The 14659-nt window shown below is 64.3% G+C and carries 11 protein-coding genes and 1 other RNA gene; 2 read left to right on the top strand and 10 right to left on the bottom strand.

Annotated elements, in window-relative coordinates:
• The 7 genes from FHS78_RS06350 to rnpB all read right to left on the bottom strand — a co-directional run bounded on the left by FHS78_RS06350 (position 1) and on the right by rnpB (position 7182).
• Positions 1–1434 carry a UDP-N-acetylmuramoylalanyl-D-glutamyl-2,6-diaminopimelate--D-alanyl-D-alanine ligase gene (locus tag FHS78_RS06350; RefSeq protein ID WP_167091978.1) on the bottom strand — a complete coding sequence of 478 codons (1434 nt, stop codon included), beginning with the start codon at positions 1432–1434 and terminating at the stop codon, positions 1–3.
• Entirely contained in the window at positions 1431–2897 is a 1467-nt protein-coding gene (locus tag FHS78_RS06345; protein ID WP_167091975.1) for a UDP-N-acetylmuramoyl-L-alanyl-D-glutamate--2,6-diaminopimelate ligase, read from the bottom strand. The genes FHS78_RS06350 and FHS78_RS06345 overlap by 4 nt, the downstream gene beginning before the upstream one ends.
• Before the next feature lie 26 nt (positions 2898–2923).
• Entirely contained in the window at positions 2924–4657 is a 1734-nt protein-coding gene (locus FHS78_RS06340; RefSeq protein WP_167091972.1) for a peptidoglycan D,D-transpeptidase FtsI family protein, read from the bottom strand.
• Complete coding sequence (gene ftsL, locus FHS78_RS06335) at positions 4654–5013, bottom strand: cell division protein FtsL (RefSeq protein WP_167091969.1); 360 nt, start codon at positions 5011–5013, stop codon at positions 4654–4656. The genes FHS78_RS06340 and ftsL overlap by 4 nt, the downstream gene beginning before the upstream one ends.
• Positions 5010–6014 carry a 16S rRNA (cytosine(1402)-N(4))-methyltransferase RsmH gene (rsmH, locus tag FHS78_RS06330; RefSeq protein WP_167091966.1) on the bottom strand — a complete coding sequence of 335 codons (1005 nt, stop codon included), beginning with the start codon at positions 6012–6014 and terminating at the stop codon, positions 5010–5012. The genes ftsL and rsmH overlap by 4 nt, the downstream gene beginning before the upstream one ends.
• Positions 6011–6589 carry a division/cell wall cluster transcriptional repressor MraZ gene (locus FHS78_RS06325; protein ID WP_167091963.1) on the bottom strand — a complete coding sequence of 193 codons (579 nt, stop codon included), beginning with the start codon at positions 6587–6589 and terminating at the stop codon, positions 6011–6013. The genes rsmH and FHS78_RS06325 overlap by 4 nt, the downstream gene beginning before the upstream one ends.
• A gap of 214 nt (positions 6590–6803) precedes the next feature.
• Positions 6804–7182: RNase P RNA component class A (gene rnpB, locus FHS78_RS06320), an RNA gene on the bottom strand.
• A 136-nt stretch (positions 7183–7318) separates the two neighbouring features.
• On the opposite strand from rnpB, the gene FHS78_RS06315 reads away from it, so the two are divergent.
• The gene (locus FHS78_RS06315) at positions 7319–8281 is read left to right on the top strand and encodes a quinone oxidoreductase family protein (protein ID WP_167091960.1); all 963 of its coding nucleotides are present in this window, start codon (positions 7319–7321) and stop codon (positions 8279–8281) included.
• Positions 8282–8318: 37 nt separating this feature from the next.
• On the opposite strand, the gene FHS78_RS06310 is transcribed toward FHS78_RS06315, so the two are convergent.
• The 3 genes from FHS78_RS06310 to FHS78_RS06300 form a co-directional block, all read right to left on the bottom strand.
• Positions 8319–9050 carry an N-acetylmuramoyl-L-alanine amidase gene (locus FHS78_RS06310; RefSeq protein WP_167091957.1) on the bottom strand — a complete coding sequence of 244 codons (732 nt, stop codon included), beginning with the start codon at positions 9048–9050 and terminating at the stop codon, positions 8319–8321.
• A gap of 9 nt (positions 9051–9059) precedes the next feature.
• On the bottom strand, positions 9060–9932 hold the full coding sequence (locus FHS78_RS06305) for a DMT family transporter (protein WP_167091955.1): 873 nt from the start codon (positions 9930–9932) through the stop codon (positions 9060–9062).
• A 136-nt stretch (positions 9933–10068) separates the two neighbouring features.
• Positions 10069–10800 carry a TerB family tellurite resistance protein gene (locus FHS78_RS06300; protein ID WP_167091952.1) on the bottom strand — a complete coding sequence of 244 codons (732 nt, stop codon included), beginning with the start codon at positions 10798–10800 and terminating at the stop codon, positions 10069–10071.
• Positions 10801–10922: 122 nt separating this feature from the next.
• Between FHS78_RS06300 and FHS78_RS06295 the strand changes: the two genes are divergently transcribed.
• Entirely contained in the window at positions 10923–14624 is a 3702-nt protein-coding gene (locus FHS78_RS06295) for a hydantoinase B/oxoprolinase family protein (RefSeq protein WP_167091949.1), read from the top strand.
• Positions 14625–14659 lie beyond the last annotated feature (35 nt).

Genomic DNA, 14659 nt, shown 5'->3' with positions numbered 1-14659 from the left:
TTACCCCCTGTTCCGCCGAATGCTTTCGCTGTCGTCTTCCCCCAGCGCCACAAGCGCTTCGACGACAGGCCCCATTTTCGACCCGAAGGACCCCTTGACCATCAGCACGTCGCCATTCCGGATTTCCTCGGCCAGCAGATCGACGAGTGCGTCGGCGCTCGGCGCATAGCGCCCACGATGCGCCGCCGGTACGGCACAGAAAAGTTCACGCATATGCGGACCGGCAGCGAAAAGAAGGTCGATATGAGACTGACGCAGCGCCGGCGCGAGATCGCGATGCATCGCATCGGATTCCTCGCCGAGTTCCAGCATGTCGCCGAGCACCGCGATCCGCCTGCCCCGTCCTTGCGGCTTCGCCTGGCCCAGCGCCTCGATGGAGGCGCGCATGGAGGCCGGATTGGCGTTGTAACTTTCGTCGATCACGGTGAAGCTGCGGCCGGCCGCCGCGATGAGATGCCGCTCGCCGCGCCCCTTCGGCGCCTGCAACCGGCCGAGTGCCATCGCCGCAAGCGCAAGGTCCGCACCGACCGCCTGCACGCTGGCCAGCATGGCGAGGCTGTTCATCACGATATGACGGCCCGGCACACCGACCTTGTAGGTCACTTTCTGACCGCAAATCGTCGCGGCAACGCTGGAGCCGTCTTCGCGCAAGGCAATCTTGTCGGCGCGCGCATCCGCCTCTTCATGCTCGCCGAAACCGATGATCCGCCCGGCGCCCGCGGCTTCAGCCTTGGCACGCAGCCGCTCGAAATGCGGATTGTCGCGATTGAGAATGGCGACCCCACCTGTCTGAAGCCCGTCGAAAAGCTCGCCCTTGGCGTCGGCAATCTGCTCGACGCTGTCGAAATATTCGATATGAACGGCCTCGACCGTCGTCACGATGCCGACAAGCGGCTCCACCATCTTCGACAGCGGCGTGATTTCGCCGGGATGGTTCATGCCGATTTCGAAGATGCCGAATTCGGTATCCTTCGGCATCCGCGCCAGCGACAGCGGCACACCCCATAGATTGTTGTAGGAAGCGGCGGAGGCATGGGTCGGCCCCTGCGCGCTGAAGATCATGCGCAAGCCTTCCTTCGTGCCGGTCTTGCCGACGCTGCCGGTCACCGCAATCACCTTCGCATCGGCCCGCGCCCGCGCGGCGCGGCCCAGCGCATTCAGCGCCTCGAGCGTGTCGTCCACCTGAACCAGCGGCCCGGCGGACGACATGTCGTCGTCCATGCGCGAAACGATGGCTGCCGCCGCGCCCTTCTCCAGCGCATTGGCGACATAGGCATGACCGTCGGCATTTTCCCCGACAATCGCGACGAAAAGGTCGCCGGGCTCGAGCGTGCGGCTGTCGATGGAAACACCGGTAGCGTTCCAGCCCGCGCCATGCGCCGTGCCGCCCGTTGCAGCCAGAACCTCGTCGGATGTCCAGAGCGGCTGCGTCATGCGACACCTCCCGCAATCTCGCGCACCGCATCCTGCACGGCCTGATGGTCCGAAAAGGGAATGGTTTTATCGCCGACGATCTGACCCGTCTCATGGCCCTTGCCGGCCACCACCAGGAGGTCGCCCTTCCCGAGCGCCTTCATCGCCGTGGCAATCGCGTCGCCCCGGTCGCCGATTTCGCTCGCTGAGGGACACCCCTTCAGCACCGCCTGACGAATGGCGGCGGCGTCCTCGCCCCGGGGGTTATCGTCCGTCACATATATAATGTCTGCCAGCCGCGCCGCGACCTCGCCCATCAGGGGCCGCTTGCCCGGATCCCGGTCGCCGCCGCAGCCGAATACGACCACCAGACGGCCCGCCGTATGGGGCCGCATGGCGGTCAATACATTCTCCAGCGCATCCGGCGTATGGGCATAATCGACATAGACCGATGCCCCATTGGGCAGATGCGCGACCTCTTCCATCCGCCCGCGAGCGCCCTGCAGCCTCCCGAGCGCCTCGAAGACACCGCCGGCAGGCGCACCGCAGCCGATGGCCAACCCCGCCGCAACCAGCACGTTGGACGCCTGGAAAGCACCGATCAACGGCAGGTTCACATCGTAATTGCGGCCTTCGTGAATGATTTCGAGCGCCTGCCCGCGCAGGCCGGGCCGCAGGGCGGCAAGGCAAATTCCCCGTCCCTTGCGACCGACGGTAATCACCTTGTGGCCGCGCGCCCAGGACACCGCCTCGAATTCGGCAAACTGCGCCGCATCCGCGTTCAGCACCGCCACGCCGCCCGGCCCCATGACCTCGCCGAACAGCCGAAGTTTCGCATAGAAGTAGTCGTCGAAGCTGGCGTGATAATCCAGATGATCGCGCGTGATGTTGGTAAAGCCCGCCGCGCTCACCTTCACGCCGTCGAGACGGTATTGGGCAAGGCCGTGGCTGGACGCTTCCATCGCAAGATGCGTGACGCCCTCCTCGGCCAGTTCCGCCAGCTCGCGATGCAGCGCCACCGGATCGGGCGTCGTATAGCCCAGTGCCCGCTCGCCCTTCGGCCCCGTGATCCCGAGCGTACCCAGGCTCGCGGCCGGTTCGCTGAGCGCCTCCCAGATCTGCCGCACGAAAGAGGCGACCGAGGTCTTGCCGTTCGTGCCCGTGACGGCGGCCACGACGCCGGGCTGCACCTCGAAGAAACGGGCCGCCATCTGAGCGAGCCGCCGACGGGGATTGCGGTCTGAAATCACCGGTACGGAAATCCCCGCCGGCAGCTCGACACCCCCCCCGACGAGAAGGGCCGCCGCGCCCTTCTCGAGAGCCTGGGGAATAAATCGAACGCCATCGACCTGGGTGCCCGGAAGCGCCGCGAAGAGAAATCCGGGCTCCACCGCGCGGCTATCGGCGGTCAGGCCACGAATTTCCGCATCTCCCCCGGACCGGGGGAGACGGACATCCGCTCCTATCAACGCCGACAACTGCATGTGACCCAACTTCCTTCCTCGCAAGGCTAACGGGCATTGTGAAACTGATACGACACGAGCTGCGCGCCTTCCGGCACGGACCGTTCGGGCTGCTCCGGCTCGATATCGAGCAGCGGCGCGACACGCTTGACGACGCGCGCCGTCACCGGCGCCGCGTTCCATCCGGCGGTCGCATAGCCATAGGTCTTCTTCGTGCCCTTGGGCTCGTCGAACATGATGATCATTGCGTAGCGCGGCTTGTTCGCAGGGAACGCGCTGACGAAAGAGGTGATGAGTTTGTGCTTGGCATAGCCGCCATTTTCCGGCTTCTCCGCCGTACCCGTCTTGCCCATGACCGGATAGCCGACCACATCCGCGTTCTTGCCCGTGCCCTCTTCCACGACGAGACGCAGAAGCCAGCGCATGTCCCGGCTCGTCCCCTCGGAAATCACGCGCGCGCCACGCTGAGGCGTATCGCGCCGGACCAGCGTGGGCGTCACGCGGGTACCGCCGTTCACGATGGCGCTCAGGGCGGAGACAACCTGCAGCGGCGTAACGGCAATTCCGTGACCATAGGATGTCGTAATATTGGTGATTTCAGACCAGCGTGCCGGCAACAGGGGCGCGCCCGCTTCGGGAAGCTCGATCTCGGGCTTTTCGAGAAGGCCGAAGCGCTTGAGATATTCCCGGTGCACGTCGCCGCCGATTTCCAGCGCGATCTTCGCCGTGCCGATATTCGACGAATGCATGAAAATTTCCGGCAGCGTCATCTTCTTGTTTTCGGCGTGGTAGTCGCTGATCGTGAAACGGCCGACCTTCATCGGTTTGGTCGCATCCACCTTGGCGTTCGGGTCGATCAGGCCGGAATTGAGCGCCGCCGCCATGGTGACGGCCTTGAAAACGGAGCCGAGTTCGTAGACCCCCAGCGTCGCGCGGTTGAAACGCGCATCGGCGGACACGGCCATGGGGTCGTTCGGATCGAAGTCCGGCAGCGAACTCAGCCCCATCACCTCGCCGGTGTGGATATCCATGATGATGCCCACCGCCGCCTTGGCGGAGAACTCCTTCATGCCCTTCTGCAATTCGTCCCGCAGGGCATGCTGGACCGCGACGTCGATCGACAGAACAACCGGCTTTTTCGGCTCGCCCTTCTCGCCCAGGACATTCCGGTCGACATAGCGCTCCATACCGGCAATGCCGTGATTGTCGATATTGACCAGCCCGAGCACATTCGCCGCCGTCGCGCCATTGGGGTAAACCCGCTTGCGCTCGCGGCGGAACTCGAGCCCCGCAATGCCGAGATCGTGAACCGCCTGGTGCTGCTTCGGCGTCAGATCGCGCTTGATCCAGTTGAAGGCGCGGCCGGAAGACAGCTTCTTGACGACTTCATCGGCATCGAGACCGGGGAGAACCGAGACGAGCTTCGCCGTCGCCTCCTCCGGGTCGATGACATGCCGGGCATCCGCGAAGAGAGAGGCAACCGAGATGTCGGTTGCCATGACATCGCCGTTTCGGTCGAGAATATCGGGCCGCACCAGCTGGCCTTCGGGCTGCGCATAGGCGACGCGCGGCGCACCGTCCCCGCCGGTAATGGCAAGACCGACAAGCCGCGCCCCGACCAGCGAAAAGCAGCCGGCAAAGATCGCCGCGGCGAGAAAGATACGGCGCTGCGAGGCGCGCGGCCCGCGCGCCGACGCGCCACGCCCCCAATCCGGCTTGGCGATCGCGTCATGTCCGGCGCGGATCATACGGTTGGGAGAAGGCTGGCGACGTCCGATCATCTGATCATGCTCCCGCCTGCCTGAATGCCCGCGACACCGCCGAGCGACTGCCCCCGCGGCACATAAAACTCATCGGTCCGGCGCGGCATCGGCACATCCTCGAACCTGCCGATCTGCCCCGGCGAGACCGGACGAAGGCCGGTATAGCGCTTGGCCAGCGCCTGCAGCCGATCCGGCTCGTTGAGATGCGCCCATTCCGCGCGCAACACCTTGATGGCTTCCTGCTCGCGCGCGATCTGCCGGTCGAGCCTGTCGGCCTCGCGCTCCGCCTGCTGCGCGCGATACTTCACGTCGTAAAGACCGATAGACAGCGCGACGACACCGACCAGCAGCAGAAGATTGAGAATCCGGATCATGCGGCCCCTCCCTCGAGGGAGGGGACTTTCGGAAAGCCCAGCGCTGCGAGATCCAGCGGAACGAGCGGCGCATCGGTGCGCTCGGCGGCCCGGAGTTTCGCGGATCGCGCACGCGGATTGACTTCGGCCTCGCCGGCCGACGCCTTGCGCGCCTTATGCGCAATCTCGCGAAACGACGGAGTGGCCTCCTCCGTTTCGGGCATATGGCGATTGGCGCGGCCGGCCCGGCCGGTGCGCGCCATGAGAAACCGCTTCACGATACGGTCTTCTAGGGAATGAAACGTCACCACCGCGAGCCGCCCGCCTTCGCGCAAGATATCCTCGGCGCCGGAAATGCCGCGGGCAACCTCGCCCAACTCGTCGTTCACGAAAATACGAAGGGCCTGAAAGGTCCGCGTCGCGGGGTGAATCTTGTCCTGCGGCTTGCGCCCCACCACCCGGGCGACCAGGTCGGCAAGCTCCAGCGTGCGGGAAAAGGCCGCGTCCTGCCGGGCGGCCACAATGGCCTTCGCCACGGCGCGCGCCCGCTTTTCCTCGCCATAGACGGCGATGATCCGCGCCAGCTCGCCCTCTTCATATTCGTTCACGACATCGGCGGCGGACGGCCCGCTTTGGCTCATCCGCATGTCGAGCGGCCCGTCCTTCTGGAAGGAAAAGCCGCGCTCCGCCTCGTCGAGCTGCATGGAGGAGACGCCGAGATCGAGCACCACCCCGTCCACCGCGTCATGGCCGAGACCGCGCACAAGCGCGGCCATATCGCCAAAGCAGCCTTCGACCAGGGTCAGACGGCCGGCGAATTCCGTTTCGAGGGCCCGCCCGCGCAGGATCGCATTGGGGTCGCGGTCTATGGCCAGCACGGCGCAATCCGCGCTTTCAAGCAGACCGCGCGTGTAGCCGCCCGCCCCGAAGGTTCCGTCGACATAAAGACCGCCGTCTTTCGGAGAAACGACCTCGAGCACTTCGGGCAGCATGACGGGAATATGCGGCGCCTTCTCGCTCATGAGGCGCCTCCGTCGTTCCCGCTGCGCTCGCGCGCCATCTGCGCCGGCGGCTTCAGAAGATCGCTCAGCGAGCCGACCTTCTTCATCACCTGCTCGTAATGAGCCTCATAGGCCTTGGGCTCCCAGATCTGGAAGCGCTGGCCCATACCCACAAAAGTCACGTCGCCGGTGATCCCGGCGCGCTCGCGCAGCTCTTCCGGCAGCACGACGCGGCCATCGGCGTCGAACATCAGCTCCCAGGCATTGCCGTGCAGCACCATGGCGAGCTCTTCGCGCTCGTCGGAAAACGGTGCGAGCTGCGCCAGCATCTCGTCGATCAGATTGGAAAATTCCGGTCCGCAGCCCTCGATGACGGACGCCCCCTTGAGGGAGGGAAAGCAGACGATGCCGTTATAGCCCTGGCCGATCGTGATGGCGCGAAACTTCGCAGGGACGGAAACCCGGCCCTTCGCGTCGATCCTGTTGGTGTAGCGCCCCCTGAAGGACTCCATGCCGCCGACCTCGTCCCCTGTCCAGCCGCCCGGCCAATCGCCCGCGGCACCCCGCCTGAGCGCCGGGCACAAATGGGCCGACATGCACCTCTACGGGATAGTATGGGATATCATGGGAATTCATGGGCGTCAACGGGATCACCTAGTAAAATCCCGGAATTCTGCGGCATTCGCGTGGTTGAGACGGGTCAAAAAGAGACGGTTACTTTGAGAACAAAAGTAAAACATCCATACCATCCCATGAAAAACCGGAGCATTCCGGCGGCGATGAAATCGAGATGTGTGAGTGGAGTAAAACAGGGTCAGATGGCCTGTAAGCCGGGTTCTGTGTCCCGCCCGAAGGCGGCCGATGGCCATTCATCTGGGACGCCCGTTGCCGGACGCCTCGTGCAACCAACCCGGGCGGCGGTCCGGAAACGGACCTGTCCCCGCAAAGGAGGACGCGCCACCCCTATTCGGTTTTGCTCCCGGTGGGGTTTGCCCTGCCACGACCGTTACCGGCCGCGCGGTGCGCTCTTACCGCACCCTTTCACCCTTACCTCCCGGTTGCCCGGCAGGCGGTTTGCTTTCTGTGGCACTTTCCCTGGGGTCGCCCCCGCCGGACGTTATCCGGCACCGTGCTTCCGTGGAGCCCGGACTTTCCTCTGCCTTGCGACAGCGGCCATCCGGCCATCTGACCCTGAAAAGGACTTAGGGACGGGGACATGGGCCCGTCAAGCCAATTCCAATTAATGACCTTGTACCCTGCCCCTTCCGTAACGACATTGCCGTCTATCGATCCAATTCATCAATCAAATCCCGGGGAGGAAATCCATGAAAGCCGCCGTTTATTACGAAAACGGGCCACCCACCGTGCTGAAATACGAGGATGTGCCCGATCCCGAATGCCCTGACGACGGCATCGTCATCCAGGTCGAGGCCGTCTCCATCGAGGGCGGCGACACGCTGAACCGACTGGGCGGCGACCTGGCGACCGTGCCGCATGTCGTCGGCTATCAGGCGGCGGGCACCATCCTCGAAACCGGCAGCAATGTGAAAGACCTGAAGGTCGGCCAGCGCGTCACGACGGTGAACATGTATGGCAGCCATGCCGAAAAACGCGCCGTCTTCGCCGCCACCGCCTGGCCCGTGCCGGACGGGCTCGACATTCGTCAGGCAGCCGCTATCCCCGTCCCCTTCGGGACGGCGCATGACTGCCTTTTCGAATTCGGCCATTTGAAGCGCGGCGAGACCGTGCTCATTCAGGCCGGCGCGGGCGCCGTCGGACTGGCGGCCATCCAGATTGCCAAGCGCGAAGGCGCGACCGTGATCGCCACCGCGTCGAGCCAGGAGAAACTCGACCGGCTGAAGGAATTCGGCCTCGACCACGGCATCAACTACCGCGAGCAGGATCTCGTCGCCGAAGTCATGAAGATCACCGAAAATCGCGGTGTCGACCTGGTGGTCGATCCCGTGGGCGGCTCGACGCTGCAAAAGTCCATCGACGTGCTGAGCTATCGCGGACGCGTCTCCATGGTCGGCCGCGCCGGGCGCGAACCGATGACGGTGGACGTGCAAAGCATGATGGCGGGAAACCGCTCGCTCACCGGCGTGTTTCTGGGGGCGGAAATCTTCTCGCCGCGCGTGCGCGAGAACATCCAGTCGCTTATCGACGAAGCCGCGAAGGGCGAACTCAAGGTGGTGCTGGACAAGGAGTTCAAGCTCTCCGAAGCGGCGGAGGCTCACGCCTATATCGAAGGCCGGTCCGCCTTCGGCCGGGTCATCATGATCCCGTAACGAAAATCGGCAGGCTCCTTTCGGGGGCCTGCCGGACTTATCCCCGCACCAACTCCAGCAGTCGGCGCAAAGTCATGAGGGTGGAGATGTCGGCGACGCCATCCACCTTCTGCTGCCGGAAATGCCGCTGGAACGCCGCCACGACCTCTTCGGTCGTCTCGTCGTAACGGCCCATCACCTCCACGCCATAGCCGTAATCGGCCAGCATGAACTGGAGATCGGCAACATGATCGCCCCGCTCTCCGCGCGAAAGGCTCGGCCCTTCGACGATTTCTTCCGGTTCGACCCATAGCCCGACGCCTGCGCGGGCGAGCCGCGCCCAGTCGAACCATTCGCCGGGATCGGCCTTGCGCCCGGGCGCGACGTCGGAATGGCCGATGACGCGACGGGCGGGAATATTCCAGCGCTCGACGATCTCTTTCGACAACGCTTCCACCGCCGCCATCTGCACGTCCGGATAAGGCGGGCAGCCGAAATCGTGACCGCCATTGACGATCTCGATACCGATGGAGCGACTGTTAATGTCGGTCTCGCCCGCCCAGCTCGACACGCCTGCGTGCCAGGCGCGCATCTCCTCCGGCACCAGACGGACGATCCGCCCGTCCTCATGGATCATGTAATGGGCGGAAACGCGCGCCTCCGCGCTGCACAGCCGCGCCGCAGCGGCCTCACCCGTCTCCATGCCGGTATAATGCATCAGGAGAATATCCACCGGCCCCTTGCGCTCGTCGAAATTGGGCGACGGCCTTTCGATACATTCAACGGCCATGACTTATCCTCAGGGTCCAGTATCCACGATACGCTTCTGACGCATCGACACGATGAGCACGCCGGTAAGCGCAATGAGCGCACCGACCACCATACGCTCGGTCAGCGTTTCGCCCAGCAACATCACCGCGAAGAAGACGGTGAAGATGGGCGACAGCAGCGTGAGCGGCGCGGTCTGCGTCACCTCGTAACGCTGCAGCAGATAATAAATGCCCGCATGGCCGACGAGACTGGAGGCAAAGGCCACATAGAAGATTCCCGACCACTGAAGGAGCGACGCGGTCATGACGACCTCATACTGGTTCGATTCCAGCGCCAGCGACCCGATCAGCATGATCGGCGCGGCGGCGAAGGCCACCCAGGCCTGGAGTTCGAACACGCCGACATTCCTGATCTGGCGCTGATAGATCGTGCCCACGGAACTGACGAGCGCGGAGCACAGCACCAGAAGCAGCCCGTCGATATAGCGGAAGACCGTCGGATCGAAACTGATGACCATGACGCCGGCAAAGGAAAGCGTGATACCGAGCCAGCGCTTCCAGAAAACCTGCTCGCGCAGGAAGATGACCGACATGATCGTGGCGAAGGGCACGCCGAGCTGGCTCGCCACCGCGACCACCGAGGCATCCGAAATCGCAAGGCCCGCGAAGAAGAAGCCGAAACCGACCGGCCCCGCGCAGAGCGCGATGATGATGACTTCCTTCATCTGCCCCTTGTGGATTTTCAGGAAGGGGAAGAGCACGACCACGATCAGCAGAAAGCGCAGCGCCGCGAAGAGAAGCGGCGGAAAATGGCCGATCGACACCTTCGCCGCGACAAGCGCGAAGCCCCAGATCAGATTGATCAGCATCATGAAGGCAAGATGTGTGGGGGTCATACCCATGGGGGGAGCCTTGCTCGCTTTCAGCCAGGCATAAGGCGCTCTCTTCGGGGAGAACGCCCAAAGCTGACGTCGATGTCATTTTCAGTCTTGCTTACCGTATGGAAGAGAGCGCCGCCAGTGCCGAAGGCCGGAAGAGTCAGGAAACCTCTTCCGTCACCGCCTCCTTGAGCCCCCTCTGGCGGCAGATCCGGTCATAAGCGTCGTTGATCGCGGCGAGCTTTTCATTCGCGATGGTAACGAGTTCCTTGGGCACGCCGCGCGCCACCATCATGTCGGGATGGTTTTCGCGCACCAGCCGGCGATAGGCCTTTTTGAGATCGTGGTCGGAAATATCCGGCGTGATACCGAGCACGAGATAAGGGTCGGAGCGGTCCGGCCCCAGATGGCTCGCCCGGATACGGGCGAACTCGACCTCGGAGAAGCCGAAAATATCGGCCACGGTGCGCAGGAACTCAATTTCGTTCGGGTGAACGAATTTGTCCGCCTTGGCGATGTGGAACAACGCATCGAGCACATCTTCCAGCACGGCGGGCTTGTCGCGATAGATACGCGCCACCTGACGGGCATAGGCCTCGTATCCGGCGACGTCCTGCTGGGCGATCTGATAGACGCGGTGGACGTTGCGCGCCTCCTCCGCCGGGATGTCGAAAACCTGCTGGAAAGCCTGGATTTCGGCGTCGCTCACCTCCCCGTCGGCCTTGGCCATCTTGGCCGAGAGCGCGATGAGGGCGATGGTGAAGACGACCTCATGGTCCTCCAGCGCGCGGTCGATGACGATATGTCCCGCCACCGCGCCCACCAGAGCGCCAAGGGGCCCGCCGACGGCCATTCCAACGCCGGCGCCCGCTATTTTTCCCCAGATCGACATGATCCCAGCCTAGACGGATTTTCGCCGTTTCGCACCCGCGAAAATCGCCCTTTCCCTTGCGTCAATGCAAGATCGGCGCAAAGCCGTTCCGCGCCCGCGAAAGCTGTGGCAGGTTGCGGCGCATGAACGGGAACACGTCCGAAAACGCAGGCCGCTGGGATTTCTGGATCGACCGGGGCGGCACCTTTACCGACCTGGTGGGCCGGAGCCCCGACGGACGGCTGGTGCCGCACAAGCTGCTGTCGGAAAACCCGGAGCAATATGAGGACGCGGCGCTGCAGGGGATGCGCGAGCTCCTGGGCGTGAGCGCGGAGGAACCGCTGCCGGGCAACCGCATCGGCGCGGTGAAGATGGGGACGACCGTCGCCACGAATGCGCTGCTGGAGCGCAAGGGCGAGCCCACGCTCTTCCTGACCAACAGGGGATTTCGGGACGCTCTTTCAATAGGTTACCAGAACCGCCCTCACCTCTTCCGGCTGAGGATCGAAAAGCCGGAACTGCTCTATGCGAAAGTGGCGGAAACCGGCGGCCGGATGAGCGCCGAGGGCGAGGAGCTGGAAGCGTTCGATGCGGAAAACGCCCGCGCCGCGCTGAAAGAGGCGTTCGACGAGGGCATTCGGGCGGTGGCGATCTGCTTCATGCATGGCTATCGCTATCCGGAACATGAGCGCCAAGCCGCTGACATCGCAAAGGAAATCGGCTTCACGCAGATTTCCACCAGCCATGGCGTCAGCCCGCTGATGAAATTCGTCGCGCGCGGCGACACCACCGTGGTGGACGCCTATCTCTCGCCCATCCTGCGGCGCTATGTGGACCGGGTGGCCGATGCGATCGGGACCGACGATCCGGCGACGCGGCTTTTCTTCATGCAGTCCTCCGGCGGGCTGACGGAGGCGCATCTTTTCGAGGGCAAGGACGCGGTGTTGTCGGGCCCCGCGGGCGGCGTGGTCGGCGCGGTGGAGACCTCGAAACTCGCAGGATTCAGCCGGATTATCGGCTTCGACATGGGCGGCACCTCCACCGATGTCTGCCATTATGACGGCGAATTCGAGCGCAGCTTCGACAATGAAGTGGCGGGCGTCAGGATGCGCGCGCCGATGATGCAGATCCACACGGTCGCCGCGGGCGGCGGCTCCATCCTGCATTTCGACGGCGCCAGGCTGCGCGTCGGGCCGGACAGCGCGGGCGCGAAACCCGGACCGGCGGCCTATCGCAAGGGCGGCCCGCTGACGGTGACGGATGCGAATGTGCTCGCCGGCAAACTTATCCCCGACTATTTTCCGAAAGTCTTCGGTCCGGCAGCGGATGAAAGGCTAGATAGCGCTGAGGTTGGAGCAAGATTCAACAGGCTTTCGGGTGAGATTGGGCTTGAGCCGGAAGAGATTGCCGATGGCTTCATCAAGATCGCCGTCGAGAACATGGCGCAGGCGATCAAGAAGATCTCCGTGCAGCGGGGATATGACGTCACCGGATATGCGCTGACCTGCTTCGGCGGCGCCGGGGGACAACATGCCTGCCTCGTCGCCGATGCGCTGGGGATGACGAAAATATTTTTCCACCCCTTCTCCGGCATCCTGTCCGCCTATGGGATGGGGCTCGCCGATATCCGCGCGCAGCGCGAGACGGCGGTGGAGAAAGACCTCGACGCGGACACGCTCGCCACGCTCGACCCGGTGCTGGGCGAGCTGGGGGAAGAGGTGCGCGCCCAGGTGGCGGCGCAGGGCGTGGATAAGTCCCGCATCGAGCTCAAGGCCCGGCTGCATCTGCGCTATGCGGGCACGGATACGGCGCTGATCGTGGACCATGGCGCGCTTGAGGAAGCGCGGGCAGCCTTCGAGGCGGCGCACCGCCAGCGCTTCGGCTTCACGGTCGAAAAGCCGGTGATCGTGGAAGCGGTGTCGGTGGAAGCCATCGGCAAATCCGCGGATGTGACGGAACGGCTGAACGCCGGACGGCGCGACAGCGGCGAAGCGGCGCCCGACCGGGTGACGCGCTTCTTCTCGCAAGGAGAATGGCACGAGGCTCCGGTCTACCTGCGCGAAGGCCTCGCCCCCGGCGACGCCCTGCCCGGCCCGGCCATCATCATCGAGCCGCAACAGACCATCGTCATCGAACCCGGCTGGTCGGCGGACGTGACCGATCTCGACCATATCGTCCTGACACGGACGGAAGCGCGAACGCAGCGCTTCGCCATCGGCACCGAGGCCGATCCGGTGATGCTCGAAATCTTCAACAACCTCTTCATGTCCATCGCCGAACAGATGGGCTTCACGCTGGAAAAGACCGCGCATTCGGTGAACATCAAGGAACGGCTCGATTTCTCCTGCGCGATCTTCGATACCGTGGGCGGGCTCGTCGCCAATGCACCGCATATGCCGGTGCATCTGGGCTCGATGGGCGCGACGGTGCGCGCCATCATCGAGCAGAACCCGGAGATGCGCCCGGGCGACGTCTTCGTGCTGAACGCGCCCTATAATGGCGGCACGCATCTGCCGGATGTGACGGTGGTCGCGCCGGTCTATCTGGACGAGGATGCTTCGAGACGGGCCTCCGGCCCTCCTCAGCATGAGGACAACCCAGAACCTCATCCCGAGACGACGGTGGAACCATCGTCTCGAAGGATGGACGACACCGTCAAACCCACATTCTATGTGGCCGCGCGGGGCCACCATGCCGATATCGGCGGCATTTCGCCGGGCTCCATGCCCGCGCATTCCACCTCCGTGGAAGAAGAAGGCGTCCTCATCGACAATTTCCGGCTGGTGGCGGCGGGCACCTTCCGCGAGGCGGAGATGCGCGACGTGCTGACGGGCGGCAAATATCCCGCGCGCAATCCGGACCAGAACATCGCCGATTTGCGCGCGCAGATCGCGGCTTGCGAGAAAGGCGCGCAGGAATTGCGCAAGATGGTCGGCCAGTTCGGCCTCGAGACGGTGCAGGCCTATATGCGCCATGTGCAGGACAATGCGGAGGAAAGCGTGCGCCGCGTGATCGGCGCGCTGACCGACAGCGCGTTCACCCTGCCGCTCGACGACGGATCGCAGATCGAGGTCCGGCTGAGCGTGGACCGCGAGGCGCGCAGCGCGAAAGTCGATTTCACCGGCACCAGCGCACAGCGCCCCTCCAACCTCAACGCGCCCTCCGCCGTGACGCGCGCCGCCGTGCTCTATGTCTTCCGCTGCATGGTGGATGACGACATCCCGCTCAATGAAGGCTGCCTGAAACCCATCGAGATCGTGGTGCCGGAAGGCTCCATGCTGGCGCCGCGCTATCCGGCGGCCGTGGTGGGCGGCAATGTGGAAACGAGCCAGGCGGTGACGGACGCGCTTTTCGCCGCGCTCGGCGCCATGGCCGCCGCGCAGGGCACGATGAACAACCTCACCTTCGGGAGCGAGCGCTACCAGTATTACGAGACCATATGCGGCGGTGCGGGCGCAGGGCCCGATTTCGACGGGGCGGACGCGGTGCAGACGCATATGACCAATTCGCGCCTGACCGACCCGGAAGTGCTGGAATGGCGCTTCCCCGTTCTGCTGAAAGAGTTCAGCATACGGAAGGGATCAGGCGGCGCCGGGCGCCATCATGGCGGCGACGGCACTGTGCGCGAGATCGCCTTCCGCGAAAGGATGAGCGTGTCGATCCTCTCCACGCGCCGCATCGTGCATCCCTTCGGACTGGAGGGCGGCGGCGAAGCGGCATGCGGCGAGAATTTCGTCCGGCGGCGCGACGGTCAACTCGAGTCATGCAAGGGGTCCGACCAGATGGAGCTGGCGCCGGGAGAAAGCATCATAATCCGCACGCCGGGCGGCGGCGGTTTCGGCTGACAAAGTTTCATCCACAGGCGATTTTCGGGCCTGAA

The organism is Parvibaculum indicum (assembly GCF_011762095.1).
GTDB classification, from domain to species: Bacteria; Pseudomonadota; Alphaproteobacteria; order Parvibaculales; family Parvibaculaceae; genus Parvibaculum; species Parvibaculum indicum.
Note: the sequence above shows the minus strand (reverse complement) of the source record. Positions and strands in the feature narration are given on the sequence as shown.